Genomic DNA, 16677 nt, shown 5'->3' with positions numbered 1-16677 from the left:
AGCCAGCATCGGCTATCCTGTCACGTCAACGCCACGCCCGGCCGGTGCCGTCCTCGCGGCCCTTTCGCCCGTCCCGCGGGCCTCCGCCGCAGGAACTTCGGCCGGCCGGCCCGTGCTGGTCCCGGGCCGCCCCGCTGAAACAGGCCCCACGTTCCGGCACAATCGTCCGCACCGGCTTCATCCCGCTTTACACCCTATGCAAAAATTTCTGAGTCTCTGTTTTTTCATTTTTCTGCTCGCCGGCGCGGCGCCCGCCTTCGCCGCCGCGGCGCAGCCCGCCCAAGCCACCCCCGCCGCCGTCACCCTGACGCCTCAGCAGGCCCGCGACGCGCTCGCCGTCCTGAACGATCCGAAACGTCGCGCGCAAGTCGCCGATACCCTGCACGCGATCGCCGCGGCCGGCGCGTTGAGCGCGCCGCCCGCTTCCGCGCCGGCCGAAGCGTCTGCGCCGGCCGCCGCAAGCGGCGCAGCCTCGCTCGTGCCGGCCGCGCTCAAATCCAATGGCCTCGTCTCGCAGCTCGCGCGCGAGGGCGCGCATTACGCGGGCCAGTTCGCGATTTCGCTGCGCGGCTCGATCATCGCGCTGCTCGACGTCGCGTCCGTGCGCGCATGGTGGAACTGGCAGTTTGCGAACCCGCACGCGCGCGCGGTGCTATTCAAGGTGCTGTGGTCGCTGCTGGCGGCGCTGATCCCCGCTCTGGTCCTCGAATGGCTGGCGCGGCGGCTGCTGCGGCGCATCTATCGGGCGATCGCCGCGCGCCGCGAAGCCGCGCTGCAGGACGACAACGACGACGCGCCGCTGCCTGCGGCGTCGTCGGTGCCGCCAGCGCTGGAGGCGGAGGCGCAAGCCGTCGCGACTGGGCCGGCCGCGTCGTACGCGACATCATCCCAGAAAGGCCGCGCAATCGAAGCTGAAGGCAAGCGCAACGCGACGCTCCACTGGACGCTGCTGCAACGTCTGCCGCGCGCGTTGCTGATCACGCTGGTGCGGCTCGTACCGATCGCGGTGTTCGTCGGCGCGGCGAGCGCGCTGATGTCGATCTTCACCGACAACGGCACGCCGCAGGATCGCGCGCTCGATTCGCTAATCGACGTGTATGTGGCATGCCGCTGCGTCGTAATCGTCGGCGCGTTCTTCCTGCAGCCGAGCGCTCCGCGTCTGCGGCTACTGCGCATGGGCGATGCGTGGGCCGCGTTCGTGCTCGGCTGGATCGTGCGGATCGTCAGCGTGGTCGGTGCCGGCCTCGCGTTCGCCGAAGTCGCGCAGGCGCTTGGCATGAACGACGCCGCGCATCTCGCGATGCTGAAAGTGATCGCGCTTGCCGGTCACGTGATGATCTCGATCCTCGTGCTGCGCTGCGCGAAACCGGTCGCCAACCGGATCCGCAATCGCTTCGCCGCTCACGAGTCGTTGGAGATGTTCGGCAACGCGTTCGCGGACGCGTGGGCCGTGGTGACCGTGGTCATCGTGATGGGCCTATGGTTCGTCTGGGCCTTCGACGTACGGAACGGCTATCACGCGCTCGTGAATATCGGCGGCATGACGCTCGCGATACTGATCGGCGCACGGCTCGTGTCGATCGTGATCTTCGGCGCGCTCGCGCGCATCTTCCATGTGCAGGACGATGCGTCACGCTCGCTCGTGCATGAGCACGCCTACCGATACTATCCGGCACTGCGGCGCGTGATCGGCTGGATCATCGGCAGCGTCACCGCGCTGGTGCTGTTGCAGGCGTGGGGCGTCGACGTCATCGATCTGTTCCGCAGCGGCACGATCGGCCACCGGCTCGCATCGGCGCTCGCGACGATCGCCGTCGCCGCGATCATCGCGCTAGTGGTGTGGGAGGTCGTCAACGTGTCGGCCGAACGTCGCCTCGATAACTGGACGAGCAGCGGCGATCTGGTGCGCGCCGCGCGCCTGCGCACCTTGATGCCGATGCTGCGCAGCGCGCTGTTCTGCGTCATCGCGCTCATCGTCGTGCTGACCGGGCTGAGCCAGCTCGGCGTGAACATCGGCCCGCTGCTCGCGGGCGCGAGCATCTTCGGCGTCGCGCTCGGCTTCGGCTCGCAGAAGCTCGTGCAGGACTTCATCACCGGCATCTTCCTGCTGATGGAGAACGCGATGCAGGTCGGCGACTGGGTCACGCTCGCGGGCGTGTCGGGCACCGTCGAATATCTGTCGATTCGCACCGTGCGGCTGCGCGGCAGCGACGGCTCGCTGTTTACGGTGCCGTTCAGCTCCGTGTCGACCGTGAACAATACGAATCGCGGCATCGGCAATGCGGCGGTGCGCGTGAACATCGTGTTCGGCCAGGACGTCGAGCGCGCGATCGGCACGCTGAAGGACATCGGCGCATCGCTGCGCGCGGACGACAACTTCAACAGCGGCATCCTGTCGGACTTCTCGTTCTGGGGCGTCGATGCAGTCGACGGTTCGGCGATCACGCTGGCCGGCCAGATGCAATGCCGCGATACGTCGCGCTGGGGCGTCCAGCGCGAATTCAACCGGCGCATCCTCGAACGCTTCAGCGAACTCGGCATCGAGATCGCGAATCCGCAGCGTCATCTGCTCACGTGGGACCCGGCGAGCAAGGCCAGGGTCGATACAGCCATGCCTCGCGCACGCCACGGTGACCATCCGGACGGCGACGCCGCGCGGGACGACCACGCTCCGCATAAGGGTGACGCGCCGCTCGACGATCAGATTCCGGTCGATTCGAGCCCAGCGGGCGGCCCCGGCACGCCCGGCAATCCTGGCGCGGCCTCGCCGCACGCGTGATGCGCCGAGCGCCGCGCGCGTGAGCGTTCGCTCGCGCGGCGCAGCGCTAGCGAACCTGCCACCAGCGCGGCAAAAGGCGCCGCACTTCCGGCCTGCGAAAGCGGTCGTCGATCAGATGCACGACGCCGCGGTCCTCTTCGGTCCGAATCACGCGCCCCGCGGCCTGCACGACTTTCTGCAATCCCGGATACAGGTACATGTAGTCGTAGCCATTGCCGAAACGCGCGTCGAGCGCGCGGCGCATCTGCTCGTTGACGTCGTTGATCTGCGGCAGACCGAGTGTCGCGACGAACGCGCCGATCAGTTGCTGGCCGGTCAGATCGACACCCTCGGAAAACGCGCCGCCGAGCACCGCGAAGCCGATACCCTGATTCATCGTCCTGAAGCGAGCGAGAAACGCATCGCGCGCGGCTTCGTCCATGCCGGGCTGCTGCGCCCACACCGGCAAGCCGGGATGCCGCTCGCGCAGCAGCGCGACCACGCGTTGCAGATAGTCGAAGCTGCTCAGAAAACCCAGGTAATTGCCGGGCTGCGCGTCGTACTGCTTCGCGATCAGCTCGACGATCGGCGCGAGCGAGCGCTCGCGGTCGCGCCAGCGCGTCGATACATGCGCGGCCACGTGCACCTGCAATTGTTCCGCGCGAAACGGCCCTTCCACGTCGAGCCATTGCGTGTCGTCGGCGAGCCCCAGTGTGTCGCGATAGAAATGCTGCGGGTTCAGCGTGCCGGAGAACATCACCGTGGTCCGCGCGGCCGCATAGCGCGGCGCGAGGAACGGTGCGGGGATCACGTTGCGTACGCACAGCGATGCGCTGGTTTTGTCGCGCGACGCGTAGCGGTCGGCGCTCAATGTCACGTCGAACATCGAGTGCTCGCCGAACTGCTCGGCGAGCGCGACGAAGTGCATCGCGTCGAAGAAAACGCGCAGCGCGTGTTCGTCGATCGACAACGGCGCGTCGGCGAGCTGATCCGTTACCGTGCCAATCAGGTTCTGCGCGGCGGACAGCAGTTTGCCGGGCACCTCCGCATACACCTGATAGCTGGCCGTCTGCGCGCGCTTCACCGCGTTCCACTCGCGCTGCAAGCGTTCGAGCGGCCTCTTCAACGCCGCCGGCGCACTGTTGCGCGCGAGCCGGAACGCGCTTTGATCGAGCGACGCGGTATACATGCGGCGCGCGCGTTCGAGCAGGTTATGCGCTTCGTCGACCAGCACGCCGACGCGCCACTGGTTGATCTGCGTGAGCGCATGCAGCATCGCGCTCGCGTCGTAGTAGTAGTTGTAATCGCCAACGATCACATCGGCCCAGCGCGCGAGCTCCTGCGCCAGGTAGTACGGGCAGATGTCGTGCGCGAGCGCGGCCTCGCGCACCGCCGCACGATCGAGCCGCGGGCTTGCCAGCGCGGCGGCACGCGCCGCATCGAGACGATCGTAAAAGCCGCGCGCGAGCGGACAGGATTCGCCGTTGCAGGCTTTGTCCGGGTGCTCGCAGGCTTTGTCGCGCGCGACGAGTTCGAGCGTTCTGAGCGGCAACAGTGCCCGGTGGTGCAGCGAGTCGATCGCATCGAGCGCAAGCGCGCGGCCCGGTGTCTTCGCGGTCAGAAAGAACACGCGATCGAGCCGGTCCTCGCCGCAAGCCTTCAGCAACGGAAAAATCGTCGCCAGCGTCTTACCGATGCCGGTCGGCGCCTGCGCCATCAACCGCTTGCCGTCACGTGCCGCGCGATACACGGCCACCGCGAGCTCGCGCTGCCCGCGGCGAAACTGCCCATACGGAAACTGCAACGTGACGAGCGCCGCATTGCGCGCGACGCGATGCGCATCTTCCTGCACGGCCCAATCAAGAAACCGCTCGCACTGCTCGATAAAGCAGATTTCGAGTTCGCGCGCGCTGTGCTGCTGCGTCAGCACGGTTTCCTTCTGACTGCCGACATCGAAGTACACGAGCGCGACCGTCAACTCGGCGAGCCCGCGCGCCCGGCACAACAGATGCCCATACACGAGCGCCTGCGCCCAATGCAGCACGCGATGATTCGCGGGCATGCGCGCGAGATCGCCGCGATACGTCTTCACTTCTTCGAGCCGGTTCGCGATGGGATCATAGCCGTCCGCGCGGCCACGCACGGTCAAGCTGCGATGGGTGCCCGTCAGCGTAAGCTCGGTTTCATAGCCGCTTGCGCGACGGCCGGCAACCATCTGATGGCCTGCAATGCCTTCGAGCGAAGTCGGCGCGGGCGTGAAGCGCAGATCGAGATCGCCGCGCCGCGCGGTGAATTCGCACATCGCGCGGACGGCCACGACGTAGCTCATGCAACGCGCTCCGCGGCGGCTGGCGTCGCGACATCGGCTTCGCTCTGCGGCTCCTGCCCGGCCCATCGGACATCGACCACGCGGACCGGCATGCCGTGCTGCACGCAGTACGCGAGCCAACGAACCTGGTTGTCCTGCAGACGATCGCCGGGGCCTTTCACTTCGATCAATTCATAGCGACGCTCGGCCGGCCAGAACCGGATCAGGTCGGGCAAGCCCGAACGATTGCCGCGAATGTCACGCAGCAAGCGTTCGAACCACAGCTTCAGATGCGCGGCGGGCAGACAGTCGAGCGCGAGCGCGACGAGTTCGGGCGTCAGCAGTCCCCAGAACACGAACGGCGATTGCATGCCGGCCTTGTCGCGCAGATGCCGCAGAATCGTCTCTCGATACGCGCCGCTATCGAGCTGCGCGAAGCAGGCGGCGAACTGCGTCGCGCGACGCGCGTGAAAATCCGGCGCGTGCAGATCGGCCGGTTCGCGTTGGAACGGATGAAAAAACGCGCCGGGCAGCGCCGCGAACACCGGCTCCCAGCACAGCAGGCCGAACAGCGAATTGATCAGCGCGTTCTCGACGTAATGCACCGGCGCCGCGTCGCTGCTCAAATGATCGCGCACCACGTATTCGACGGCCACCGGCGTATCAGGCTTCGCTAGCACCAGCGTGCCGCGCTCGACAGTCCGCGCCGCTGGCGCGCGCGGCACCGGCACGCCGCATTTGCGCCGCAAGCGCGGCAACATCCGGGCGACGCGCTGCGCCTCTTCCTCGCTCCCGGGCGCGACATCGGCCTGCGAGGCCAGCGCGAGCGCTTCGCCGTAGCGCTCGCTGCGCTCGAGCACGCGCATGCGTCGATGACGCGCGTCGGGCCACGCGCACGCTTCGTATACCGCGAGCGCGGAGTCCCACTGCGCACGCCGCTCGCAATCCCGGCCGATCCGGAACAGCAGTTTTGCGCGACGCATTTCGAGCCACGCATTCGCGGTGTCGATCGAGCGGACGGTCGCGATCAGTTCGTGCAGTACGGAGACGTCGTGGTCGACCGGTAGCCATTCGAGCGCTTCGCGGCACGCGTGCAGCGCGAGATATACGTCCACGTCGGCGCGCTGCTGGAACGCGCGCGACGAAGTCCCGAACGCGACCTTTTCGTACTGGAACACGCCAAGATCGGCGAGCACGAACTCCGACCAGTCCTGATGCAGATTGCCGAAGAACATCAGGCGCAAGCGATCGCACAACGGCGCGATCGCGACGTGCAGCACGCGGTCCGTCGTGGCGCCATGCCATGCCGAAAGCGGACGCGAGGGGTTCGCATGCGCGTCGCCGCTGGCAGTTTGGTAAAACGCGCGCAGCGTTTCGAGCAGATCCGCTTTGCGCAACGCCTTCGCGCCGGGAATCCGCGCGATCGCTTCGGCGAATATGTCCAGCAATTGCGCACGCGTGCTGAGCGCGAATAGATCGTCGACAGACAAAGCCGGTTCGGTGTCGATCCAGCGATGCGCCGCCATCGGCAGCACCGCCCGCAATGGGCAGCCGATTTCGTCATAAACGAGGCGGCTCGCGCGAAACAGCATGCCCTTGCGCATCAGCATGCGCACCAGCAACGCACGCGATGCCTGTGGCAACGTCGCGAAAGTCTGCAGAAAAGCGTGCTCTTCGTCGTCGAGCAGGTCGTCGTAACGCGCGGCCAGCCACGCAAGCGCGCGCTCGAAATTCAGCAGGTAATAAGGGACCTCAGAGCGGCGCTCTGAGCGAGCATCGGTTGCCACGGCGTTTTTGCAGAACCTGTATGTTTATACAGTGATGATAGCAAAGTCCGGCGCGACAACCGCCACGCATCAGCCCCCGAGCCACACGACCGTCAGCGAACGCACGCCCTGTGCGCCGCGAATCAGTACGCCCTCGATGTCGGCGGTGGCCGACGGTCCCGTCACCAGCGCCGCATAACGCGCGCTGCGGAAATCGTCGCGACGATAGACGTCTTGCAGTCCATCGAGCAATTGCGACGGATCGAGCAGCACGACCAGATGCTGGACGAGGTAGCCCAATGCATTGACCACGTATTCGCGCTCGCTGAACCACACCGAGCCGGTTTCGGCGACGCCAAAGCGTGCCCGCACCACGCCGACGTCCACGTCCTGCAGCGATGCGGGCTCGATATCCGCGCCGATCGCCCGCGTGCCCGGCACTTCCGGGCTCGCCGATGCGATCGACGCCGCCGCGCCGAAACGCTCGCGAATCAGATCGCTGACGCCGCTCGCGCTCGGCGCTTCGACGCACGTGCCACCCATCGTTTGCAACGCCGCCGTGAATCGCGCCCGCAGATCGCCGCCAACCGCATCGAACAACGGCACGTCGGGACGCGGCCGCGCAGCCGGCTGCGCGGCACGCACTTTGGCGAGAAAAGCCTCACGCGTTATCATCGCCGCCTCCGCGATTCTTTCTGTACCACGCGTGAAAGGTCATCTTCGGCGCTTCCGGCAATTCGCGCTGCCGGCCCCAGATATTCAGAGGGTTGTACAGCACGAAATTCGGCAGCCGCCGCAACGCGCTGCCCATCGACGACACCGTCGCGCGATACAAGGTCGGACTCGATAGCAGACGCCCCGCCATCTTCAACACCTCCTGTTTCACGAACGGCACTTCGTGTTGCTCGGCGATCACCGCGCGCCATTGATAGATCTGCTCGTGAATATTGATCTTCACGGGACACACGTTCGTGCAACTGCCATTGAGTGTCGACGCGAACGGCAACGCGCTATAGCGTTTCAGATCGAAAGTCGGATTGATGATCGCGCCGATCGGCCCCGAATAGGTGCCGCCATAAGAGAGGCCGCCGCTGCGTCGATAGACCGGACATGTATTCATGCACGCGCCGCAGCGAATACATTTGAGCGAGTACCAGAAGTCCGCCATCGCGAGCCGTTCGGAGCGGCCATGATCGACGAGGATGAAATGCATCTCGGTGCCCGGCCGCGGCGCACGGAAATGCGACGTGTACTGTGTGATCGGCGAACCCAATGCGCTGCGCGACAGCATGCGGACGAACACGCCAAGATCCGACACCTTCGGTATCAGCTTCTCGATTCCGATCGACGCGATATGCAGCGGCGGCACGTTCGCGGACAAATCCGCATTGCCTTCATTCGTGCAGACGACGACCGTGCCGGTTTCCGCCACCGCGAAATTGCAGCCGGTCATACCAGCCGTTTTCTCGCGCACGAAATACGGCCGTGTGTTCATGCGCTGACTTTCGGCGAGATAGTGAATGTCGCTATTCGTCGGATCGGTGCCGATGGAGCGGCCGAACAGCTCGGCCACGTCCGCGCGCAGCTTGTGCACGGCCGGCACGACCATATGACTCGGGTCCTGATGATCGAGCTGCTGGATGCGCTCGCCGAGGTCCGTCTCCATCACGGTAATGCCGCGCGGTTCGAGATACTCGCGCATCCGGCATTCGTCGGTCAGCATCGACTTGCTCTTCACCAGCGTCGTCATGCCGCGCTCGGACATCAGTTGGTGAACGGTGGCGTTGTGCTCTTGCGCGTTGGCCGCCCAATGCACGACCACGCCATTGGCCTCGGCCGCCGCCGCAAACTGCTCGAGGTAGTCGGCCAGATGCGACAGCGTGTGCTCCTTGATGCCCGACGCCAGCGAGCGCAGCGTTTCCCATTCGGCAATGCCGTGCGCCTGCGCATCCCGCTTCTCGCGCAGGTCCCACAGACGCTTGTCGTGAAACGCGACGTGTTCGGTCTGGCCGATGAAAGAACCCGCCGCTTTGGCGTGATCGACACGGTAATCGCCACGGCTCATGAGCGCGCTCCATTGAGAACCTGCGCAATATGGATAAAGTGCGCGTCGGCCTTCATGCGTTCGGCGCAACCCTGCTGGTGCATCAGACACGACATGTCGCCCGAGACGATGTACTCGGCACCCGCATTCAGATGGTCGCGCACCTTGTCCTGTCCCATGCGCACCGACACCGCCTCTTCGGTCACCGAGAACGTGCCGCCAAAACCGCAGCATTCGTCGGGCCTCGCGGGCTTCACGAACTCGATGCCCTTCACGCCGTCGAGCAACGCGCGCGGCTTCGAAAACGGCTTGCCGGCGATCTCCGACACGGACGCTTGCCTCAGATGACGCAGCGCGCTGCAACTGGTATGCAGACCGACGCGATGCGGAAACTCGGCCCACGGGAATTCGCGCGCGCCGATCACGTCGTGCAGAAACTCGACCAGTTCGTAAGCGCTCGCGCGCAGTTTCTTCACTTCATCGGTCTGCTCGAGTGCGCTCAGATGCTCGCGCACATGATGAATGCAGCTCGCGGACGGCCCGACGATGTAGTCATAGCCCGCGAAGTTGCGCGCGAACAGCCGCTCGGTCGCGGCGGCGTCCGCATGCGCGCCGCTATTGGCCATCGGCTGGCCGCAGCAGGTCTGCTGCTGCGGATAGTCGACCTCGATGCCGAAACGTTCGAGCAGTTCGAGCGTCGCGATACCGACCTCGGGATAGAACGCGTCGATAAAGCACGGGATAAACAGCGCGACTTTCATAGGCTCTCGGGGAAAAGCGGCGGGGACGATGTTGGTCGACCGAGGTGGCCCGTCTGGCCGCCTTGGTCATGTTGGTCTGACCAAGACTATAGAAAAGTCCGTTGGCGGTGTCAATTCGGCCAGCGCGGGCCTCGAAATCGGGGAAATCAGGAAATCACGGCGGCCGACGGCTTCGTCGCATCGTCCTGATAAATCTCGCGCACGAAGGCCAGATGCCGCTCGGCCGCTTTGCGCGCTTTGGGCGCATCGCGTGCGACGACGGCGTCGTAAATCGCCTGGTGCTGGCTCATCAACTGCTTTTCCATCGCGTCGTCGTAATCGATCAACCGATGATACTGGCGCATGCCCTCCCGAATCAGCGTATGAATGCCGTGCATCACATGCGCCAACGCGACGTTGTGCGTGGAATCGGCGATCGCGAGATGGAATGCGGCATCGAGTTCGGCGAGATTCGCGCGATCGTGCGACAACGACGCGGCTTTCAACGCCTCGAACGCGGCGCGGATTTTCTTCAGGTCCGTGGCGGTGGCGCGCTGCGCGGCATAGACGGTTGAAATCGCTTCGAGCCCCTGGCGCAACTCCAGAATGTCGGCACTGGTACGCGGATTTTGCAGCAGCAGTTCGGCAAGCGGCTTCGAGATGATCGGCGCGGTCACGTCGACCACCGTGAAGCCCCCGCGCCCCGACGTTTCGATGTAACCGTCCGCCTCCAGCCGGATCAGCGCCTCGCGCAGCGACGGCCGCGACACGCCCAGCTGCGCCGCGAGATCGCGCTCGGCCGGCAGCCGGTCGCCGGGCATCAACGTGCCCTCCGAGATCAGTTGCTTGATCTGGTCGGACACCACGTCGGAAATGCGCTTACGCGCGAAGGACGGAATCGGTGTGAATGGCATGAGCGGCAAACGATGAAGCCGGTTGACGGAGCGCGCGGCGACTCCACGATGCCTGGAATTATACCGTTGCACGGCATGCGCCGATTGGCCGATCTCAACGCGGCTGCGACGTATAAAAACTCACCAGATCGCGCTTCATCGCGTGCAGCGCGGCATCGTCGAGATAGACCATGTGGCCGGTCGGATAGTAGGCGATGCGCACGTTCTCGCGCAGCGGCCGATCGAGGCCGAGATGAGCGAGCGCGTATTCGGTCGCGAAGAACGGGGTAGCCAGATCGAAGTAGCCGTTCAGCGACAGCACCCGCAACTGCGGGTTCTGCCGCATCGCTTCGGCCAGATCGCCGCCCGCGTAGGGGAGCTGCAGCCGCTCGCCCCACCATTCGCGATGTTTCCAGTCCCATTGCTTCAATGCGTCGTCGCTGAACACCAGGTAACGATCGGTTGGCGTGTAGTGCAGGTCTTCCGCCAGGTGCTGATGAAGCGCCGCATTGAACGCATTCGATACGCTGCTCACCGACGCATCGAAGTCGGGGTCCTCCGATGCATCGTCGTGATTCAGGCCTTCGAAACGCGCATCGTAGCGGCCCACGCTGCGCGACTCGTTGCGCAGCAGCTCGTTTCGAAAACGCGACGGATAAAGACGCAGTCGGTTGCGCCTGACGAAGCCCGCGTCGAGTCCGGTGAAGTACGCGACGCGCGCGGCGATTGCGTCGCGCTGGTCGTCGGGCAGCGCGTCGCCTTGTTCGAGCGCCTGCGCATAGGGTCCGCGAGCGAACGCGCGCGCTTCGTCGAGAAAGGCCGCTAGGCTCGCGGGCTTTGGCGTGACCTTGTCGTGATACCAAGCGATCGCCGCGAAACTCGGCAGATAACTCTCGCTCTTGAAATCGGTACCCGGCGAGAACGCCGCGGAATTGAGTACCGACGACAGCAGGATCACGCCGTTCAGCGCGATATTGTTCTGCCCCAACCGATAAGCGAGCATCGCGGCGCGCGCGGTGCCATACGATTCGCCAAGCAGGTACTTCGGCGAATTCCAGCGCTGATTCACCGTCAGATAACGGTCGATGAATTGCGCAAACGCACTGACGTCCTGATCGACGCCCCAGAAGTCCTTGCCCGCGCCATGCCCGACCGGTCTCGACAGGCCGGCGCCGACCGCGTCGATGAACACGAGGTCGCTGGTGTCGAGCAGGGTGTCGGGGTTGTCGGCGAGCGAATACGGCGCGGGCGGCGTGCTCGCGGGGCTCGCGGTGCGCACCCGCTTCGGCCCGACCGAGCCCATCATCAGGAACACGCTGCCGGCGCCTGGGCCGCCGTTGAACAGAAAGGTGATCGGACGCGTCGCTGGCGTTTTCGTGGGCACCGTGTAAGCGACATAGAACACGCTCGCGTTGGCCGCGCCGGTCTTGTCGTGCAGCAACAGATTGCCGGCGCTCGCGGTGTAGTCGAGCTTGCGGCCGTCCACGCGAAGCGAATGCGTGGTGACGCTCGTGGTTTCAGGCGGCACCGGGATCGCGGGCGTCGACGCCTTATCGTTGCGTGGCCTGGCTGTCGCGTCGGCCGAGGCCGGTGCATCCGTTGCAGCCTGCGTATCGCCACGCGAAGCCGTCCGCTTGCGCGGCTCGCCATTCGGACGCGCCGCCGTCGCGTGCGGCTCGCGCACATCGCCGACCGGCGCTGCGTTCGCCTCTGGCCCCTGGCCTGGCGCGTTGGGCGCGGATGCGGCGGCGTCCGCGCTGTCCCCCGTTTCCGTGCTTTGCGCGCCGCTCGACGCATCGGACTGCTCGGCTGCGATGCACCGTTCACCGAACGGCACCGCGCTGACGACAGAAAGCGTCATCGTCAGCGCGGCGGCTGGTAATCCCGCCGTCAGCAAGCGGCGCAACGAAGGGAAGCAACGAAGCATCATGAAGTTGTCCACGAGGAGTCGAAACACGCTGGAATCCGGCTAGCCGGATTCGACGGCAAACCCGGCGCTCGATTCTTGACGCAAGATTGCGCGGCGTCAACCTTCCGCATCCTCGCACGCCCAACATGACGAAGCGCTTTTCCCTCGTCGTGGCGTGCACCTGCGCAGTCATGGCAGAATCGACAGAACCTTCGTCGCCTTGTCGAGAATACCCAATGGACCAACTGGTACTGGATGCATTCGACGCTGCCGCGCTGATCCCCGGCTTTCGCGCGCCCCAACTGCCGCACGAACAGCCGGACCCCTCGACCCTCGACGCCGCCGACCACGCGATGCGCCACTGGACAAGCACCGTCAGCGGCCCGCTGCCGCCCGGCTCCGACGTGCATCGGCGTGAAATGTGCCGCATGTTTCGCGAGACCTTCAATCCGTATCGCCCGTCCGTACTCGCATGGCCGCCGCTCGAAGCCGCGACGCTCAAGCGCATCGTCGAGCTGCCGATCTGGGACATCGCCGTGCAGACCGAAGGCAGGGCGCGCCTGCGCATGGCCGCCTATGCGGCGACGCTCGACACCCCGGACTTGCGCGACGCGCTCGCGCTGAACGCGTGGGAAGAAAACCGCCATAAGGAAGTGCTGTCGCGCATGGTGCACGCGTATGGCATCGCGCTCGCGAGCGAGCCGCGCTACGTCTATCCGCAAGACACGGAACGGGCTTACCTCGTGACCGGCTATAGCGAATGTATCGACAGCTTCTTCGCCTTCGGCCTGTTCGAAGTAGCGCGGCGTTCGGGCCTGTTCCCGCCGGAACTGACCGAGACTTTCGAGCCGGTGATGCAGGAAGAGTGCCGCCATATTCTGCTATTCGCGAACTGGGTCGCATGGCATCGCGCGCAGCTTTCATGGTGGCAGCGCGTCCGCTTCGAGATCAAGGTGGCGGGCGTGTGGGCGTTTCTCATTTGGGAGCGTATCGGGCTCGCCCGTGCGATGGATGCCGACGGCAACGTTCACGAGCACGACAACAATTTCACGGTAAACGGCGCGCAATCGGTGACGAATGTCGATATCAGCGTGCCCGAATTGATGCAACTGTGTCTCGAGGAAAACGAACGGCGATTCGCCGGCTATGACCCACGGTTGTTGCGGCCCGAAACGATGCCGTGGCTGGTGCGCTTCGGCTTGAAGTTCGTGCGCAACAAGAAGTAAGACGCGCCGCGAGCACGCGCGCTGCCCGCGCGACTCAGCATTCGGGCATTGCGAATCGCCGATTGACGGTCGAGTCAGCGCCTCACCCCTTCCACAAACATCGCGATCCTGTCGCACGCCTCGATCAACCGATCCTCGCCCACCACCAGCCCCAGCCTGACGAATCCCTTCGCGGTCTCCCCGAACGCACTCGCGTCGAGCACGGCCACGCCTTGCGCACGAAACAGCTGCCACGTGAACTCAACCGTATCGAGCCCGGTCCCGCTGACGTCGACCATCACGAACATGCCGGCTTCGGGCAACAGGCACCGCAAGCCCGGCACGCGATGCAAGCGCTCGAATACGACGTCGCGCCGACGCCGGTAGATCTCGCGAATATCGGCGACGATGTCCGCCCGGTTCTCCAAAGCCGTCAACGCGGCCTGCTGGATGAAACCCGGCAGGCCATACAGCATCGCGAGCGCGAGCCGCGCCATGTGCTCGATCAGCGCCGCAGGCCCGATTGCCCAGCCGACGCGCCAGCCCGCCATCGCATGCGACTTCGACAGACTGCCGAGCGTGACCGTGCGCGCGGCCATGCCGGGCAGCGACGCAATGCTCACGTGGTCGCGCTCGAACGTGAGTTCCGCATAGACCTCGTCGGACAGCACCCACAGGTCGTTCTCACACGCGAGCCGCGCGATGCGTTCGAGGTCGGCGCGCCGCATCACCACGCCCGTCGGATTGCACGGCGTCGCGAAGAAGATCGCTTTCGTGCGCGGCGTGATCGCCGCTTCGAGCGCGTCGCAGTCGACGTGAAACGCACGCACCGGGTCGACCGGCACCGCGACGAGCGTCGCGCCCGCTGCGCGCACGCAGGCCTCGTAGGTCAGATACATCGGTTCGGGAACGATCACTTCGTCGCCGGCTTCCAGCAGGCACAGCGACACCGCGAACACGCCGTTTTGCGCGCCGGCGGTCAACACCACGTTGGCGGCGCTCACCTCGCAGCCCGTCGTGCGCGCGTGCTCCGCGGCGATCGCCGCGCGCAGCGGCTCGCGACCGGCCATCGCCGTATAGTGCGTGTCGCCGGCGCGCAACGCGTCGATGGCGCGCTCGACGATCGGCGCGGGCGTCGAGAATTCGGGATCGCCGACGCTCAGCACGATCACGTCTTCACCGTTGGCGGCCGCCTGCTGCGCGACGCGATGAATTTCCCACGCCGACGTGCGCCGCCCTTGCAGTCGCTCGACCAGATTCGAATACTTCATTGCGCTCACCCGTTGTTGTGCTGTTGTGCCGAACCGTTCCGCTGATCTCTTTCGATTCGACCCGCCAATGTAATGGCACGCCGACGAAACGTCCAGATACGAAAAAGGGTCATGCGAGATGACAATCTCACATGACCCTATGCGCAATGTACTGCTCGATGTACTGCTGTCCGAACGACTGCCTTGTTTCAAACCCCCGCTAAAACTTCGGCGCGTCAAAGCTGCCGGCGCAGTTCCGCCGGTGGCACCTTCATTAAATGCCGGTATTTCGCCACCGTGCGCCGCGCGACCAGCACGCCCTGATCCGCCAGCATCCTCGCGAGCGTCACATCCGACAGCGGGTCGTGCGTGTTCTCCGCGGCGATCATCTCCTTGAGCAGCGCGCGCACTGCGGCGGCCGAGCAGGTGCCGCCGCTTTCGGTGCCGAGCTCGCGCGGGAAGAAATGCTTGAACTCGAAGATGCCGCGCGGGGTCGCCATATATTTGTTGCCCGTCGCGCGCGAGATCGTCGATTCGTGCAGGCCGAGTTCGTCGGCCACGTCGCGCAGCACCATCGGTTTCAGCGCGATCTCGCCATATAGGAAGAAGGCCTTCTGATGCGCGACGATGCATTCGGCAACCCGCTGAATCGTATCGAAACGCTGCTGCGCGTTACGGATCAGCCAACGCGCCTCCTGCAACTGCTGCGCGAGCGGCGAACGGCTCGCGCCGGCCGACTGCGCGAAAAGCTGCGCGTACATGCGATGGATTCGCGCCCGCGGCTGCACCGCCGGATTGATCGACACGACCCACTTGTTGCGCGCCTGACGCACGATCACGTCGGGCACCACATAGTTATCCTCGGCGCGGCCGTAGCAATTGCCCGGCTTCGGATCGAGCTTGCGCACCAGCGCGCAGGCCACGCGCAATTCCTCCGCGCTGCAGCCGATCTGCTTTTGTAACTCGGCCTGCTCGCGGCGCGCGAGACGTTCCAGATGATGCTCGGCGATCTGCCGCGCGACGTCGCGCCCCGGCGTATTGGCGGGTAGCGCCGTGATCTGCAGGGCGAGGCATTCCGACAGCGAACGCGCGCCGAGCCCCGGACGATCGAGCGACTGCACGAGGCGCAACGCCACCAGCAGTTCTTCCTCGGTCAGCTCGGGTTCGAGATCGACGCTATCGGCCAGGTCGGCGAGCGATTGCCGCAGATAGCCGTCGTCATCGAGCGCCTCGATGATGAAGCGCGCCACCGCGCGATCGCGGTCATCGAGCCGGTACAGGCGCAACGCGTCGTGCAGCTGCTCGCGCAGCGTGGGTTGAGAGCGAGCCCAATCGGCTGGGTCGCTGCCGTCCGAGTCGCCGTTCTGGCGCGTCGAGTTGCGCGAACCATAGTCGCCGGAGAAGTCGGCGGGCATGTCGTCCTGGCCCGCGCTTTCGAGCGTGTCGCTACCGGCGCTTTCCACCGGCAATCCGTCGGGCTCGGTGGCGGCAAGCCCATCGGCGGCGGGCGGCGCGCTGGCGTCTTCAACCGGCGTCGTGCCGGCGAGCGCGACGTCCTCCGCTTCGGATGCGTCGTATTCGAGGAACGGATTGGTATCGAGCGCCGTGCGCAATTCCTGCTGGAACTCGAGAGCCGACAACTGCAAGAGCCGCACCGACTGCTGAAGACGAGGCGTCAGTGCCAGAGACTGCCTTGTACGTAGTTCGATTGAAGGCATTGGAGTAGATCCCGTTCGTTGGTAACCAAGGACTCAAAGAGCAGAGTTCGCTCTTCAACGCAACGTCCGTACCAGTTCGCGCAACA

The 16677-nt window shown here is 65.3% G+C and carries 11 protein-coding genes; 2 read left to right on the top strand and 9 right to left on the bottom strand.

Annotated features, from left to right (window positions below; genetic code table 11):
* Positions 1–196: 196 nt before the first annotated feature.
* The gene (locus OKW43_RS10210) at positions 197–2779 is read left to right on the top strand and encodes a mechanosensitive ion channel domain-containing protein (RefSeq protein ID WP_429446979.1); all 2583 of its coding nucleotides are present in this window, start codon (positions 197–199) and stop codon (positions 2777–2779) included.
* Between the two features lie 46 nt (positions 2780–2825).
* On the opposite strand, the gene OKW43_RS10205 is transcribed toward OKW43_RS10210, so the two are convergent.
* The 7 genes from OKW43_RS10205 to OKW43_RS10175 form a co-directional block, all read right to left on the bottom strand.
* Positions 2826–5087, bottom strand: coding sequence for an ATP-dependent DNA helicase (locus tag OKW43_RS10205; RefSeq protein WP_429446977.1), 2262 nt, complete (start codon positions 5085–5087; stop codon positions 2826–2828).
* A complete protein-coding gene (locus OKW43_RS10200) occupies positions 5084–6853 on the bottom strand; it encodes a VRR-NUC domain-containing protein (protein ID WP_429446975.1) in 1770 nt (589 codons plus the stop codon). Before OKW43_RS10200 ends, OKW43_RS10205 begins: the two co-directional genes overlap by 4 nt.
* 69 nt (positions 6854–6922) lie before the next feature.
* Entirely contained in the window at positions 6923–7507 is a 585-nt protein-coding gene (locus tag OKW43_RS10195) for a LutC/YkgG family protein (RefSeq protein WP_429446973.1), read from the bottom strand.
* Entirely contained in the window at positions 7494–8897 is a 1404-nt protein-coding gene (locus OKW43_RS10190; protein WP_429446971.1) for a lactate utilization protein B, read from the bottom strand. Before OKW43_RS10190 ends, OKW43_RS10195 begins: the two co-directional genes overlap by 14 nt.
* Positions 8894–9637 (bottom strand): (Fe-S)-binding protein, encoded by a 744-nt coding sequence (locus OKW43_RS10185; protein WP_429446969.1) that lies wholly within the window; start codon positions 9635–9637, stop codon positions 8894–8896. The genes OKW43_RS10190 and OKW43_RS10185 overlap by 4 nt, the downstream gene beginning before the upstream one ends.
* Positions 9638–9783: 146 nt before the next feature.
* Positions 9784–10530, bottom strand: coding sequence for a FadR/GntR family transcriptional regulator (locus OKW43_RS10180; RefSeq protein ID WP_187634151.1), 747 nt, complete (start codon positions 10528–10530; stop codon positions 9784–9786).
* Between the two features lie 94 nt (positions 10531–10624).
* Positions 10625–12439, bottom strand: a complete 1815-nt coding sequence (locus OKW43_RS10175) for a S10 family peptidase (RefSeq protein ID WP_429446967.1) — start codon at positions 12437–12439, stop codon at positions 10625–10627.
* A 215-nt stretch (positions 12440–12654) separates the two neighbouring features.
* Here OKW43_RS10175 and OKW43_RS10170 point away from each other — a divergent pair, with 215 nt between their 5' ends.
* Complete coding sequence (locus tag OKW43_RS10170; RefSeq protein ID WP_429446965.1) at positions 12655–13644, top strand: ferritin-like domain-containing protein; 990 nt, start codon at positions 12655–12657, stop codon at positions 13642–13644.
* 74 nt (positions 13645–13718) lie between these two features.
* Here the strand turns inward: OKW43_RS10170 and OKW43_RS10165 are convergent, their stop codons facing one another.
* Both OKW43_RS10165 and OKW43_RS10160 read right to left on the bottom strand, forming a co-directional pair.
* Positions 13719–14894: a pyridoxal phosphate-dependent aminotransferase gene (locus tag OKW43_RS10165; protein ID WP_187634149.1), complete on the bottom strand. Its 1176-nt coding sequence runs from the start codon at positions 14892–14894 to the stop codon at positions 13719–13721.
* A gap of 215 nt (positions 14895–15109) precedes the next feature.
* Positions 15110–16591, bottom strand: coding sequence for an RNA polymerase factor sigma-54 (locus OKW43_RS10160; RefSeq protein ID WP_429446963.1), 1482 nt, complete (start codon positions 16589–16591; stop codon positions 15110–15112).
* Between the last annotated feature and the right edge of the window lie 86 nt (positions 16592–16677).

Source organism: Paraburkholderia sp. WC7.3g (assembly GCF_050436345.1).
Classification (GTDB): domain Bacteria; phylum Pseudomonadota; class Gammaproteobacteria; order Burkholderiales; family Burkholderiaceae; genus Paraburkholderia; species Paraburkholderia podalyriae.
The sequence above is the reverse complement of the archived record's forward strand: the minus strand, read 5'-3'. Positions and strand labels throughout refer to the sequence as shown.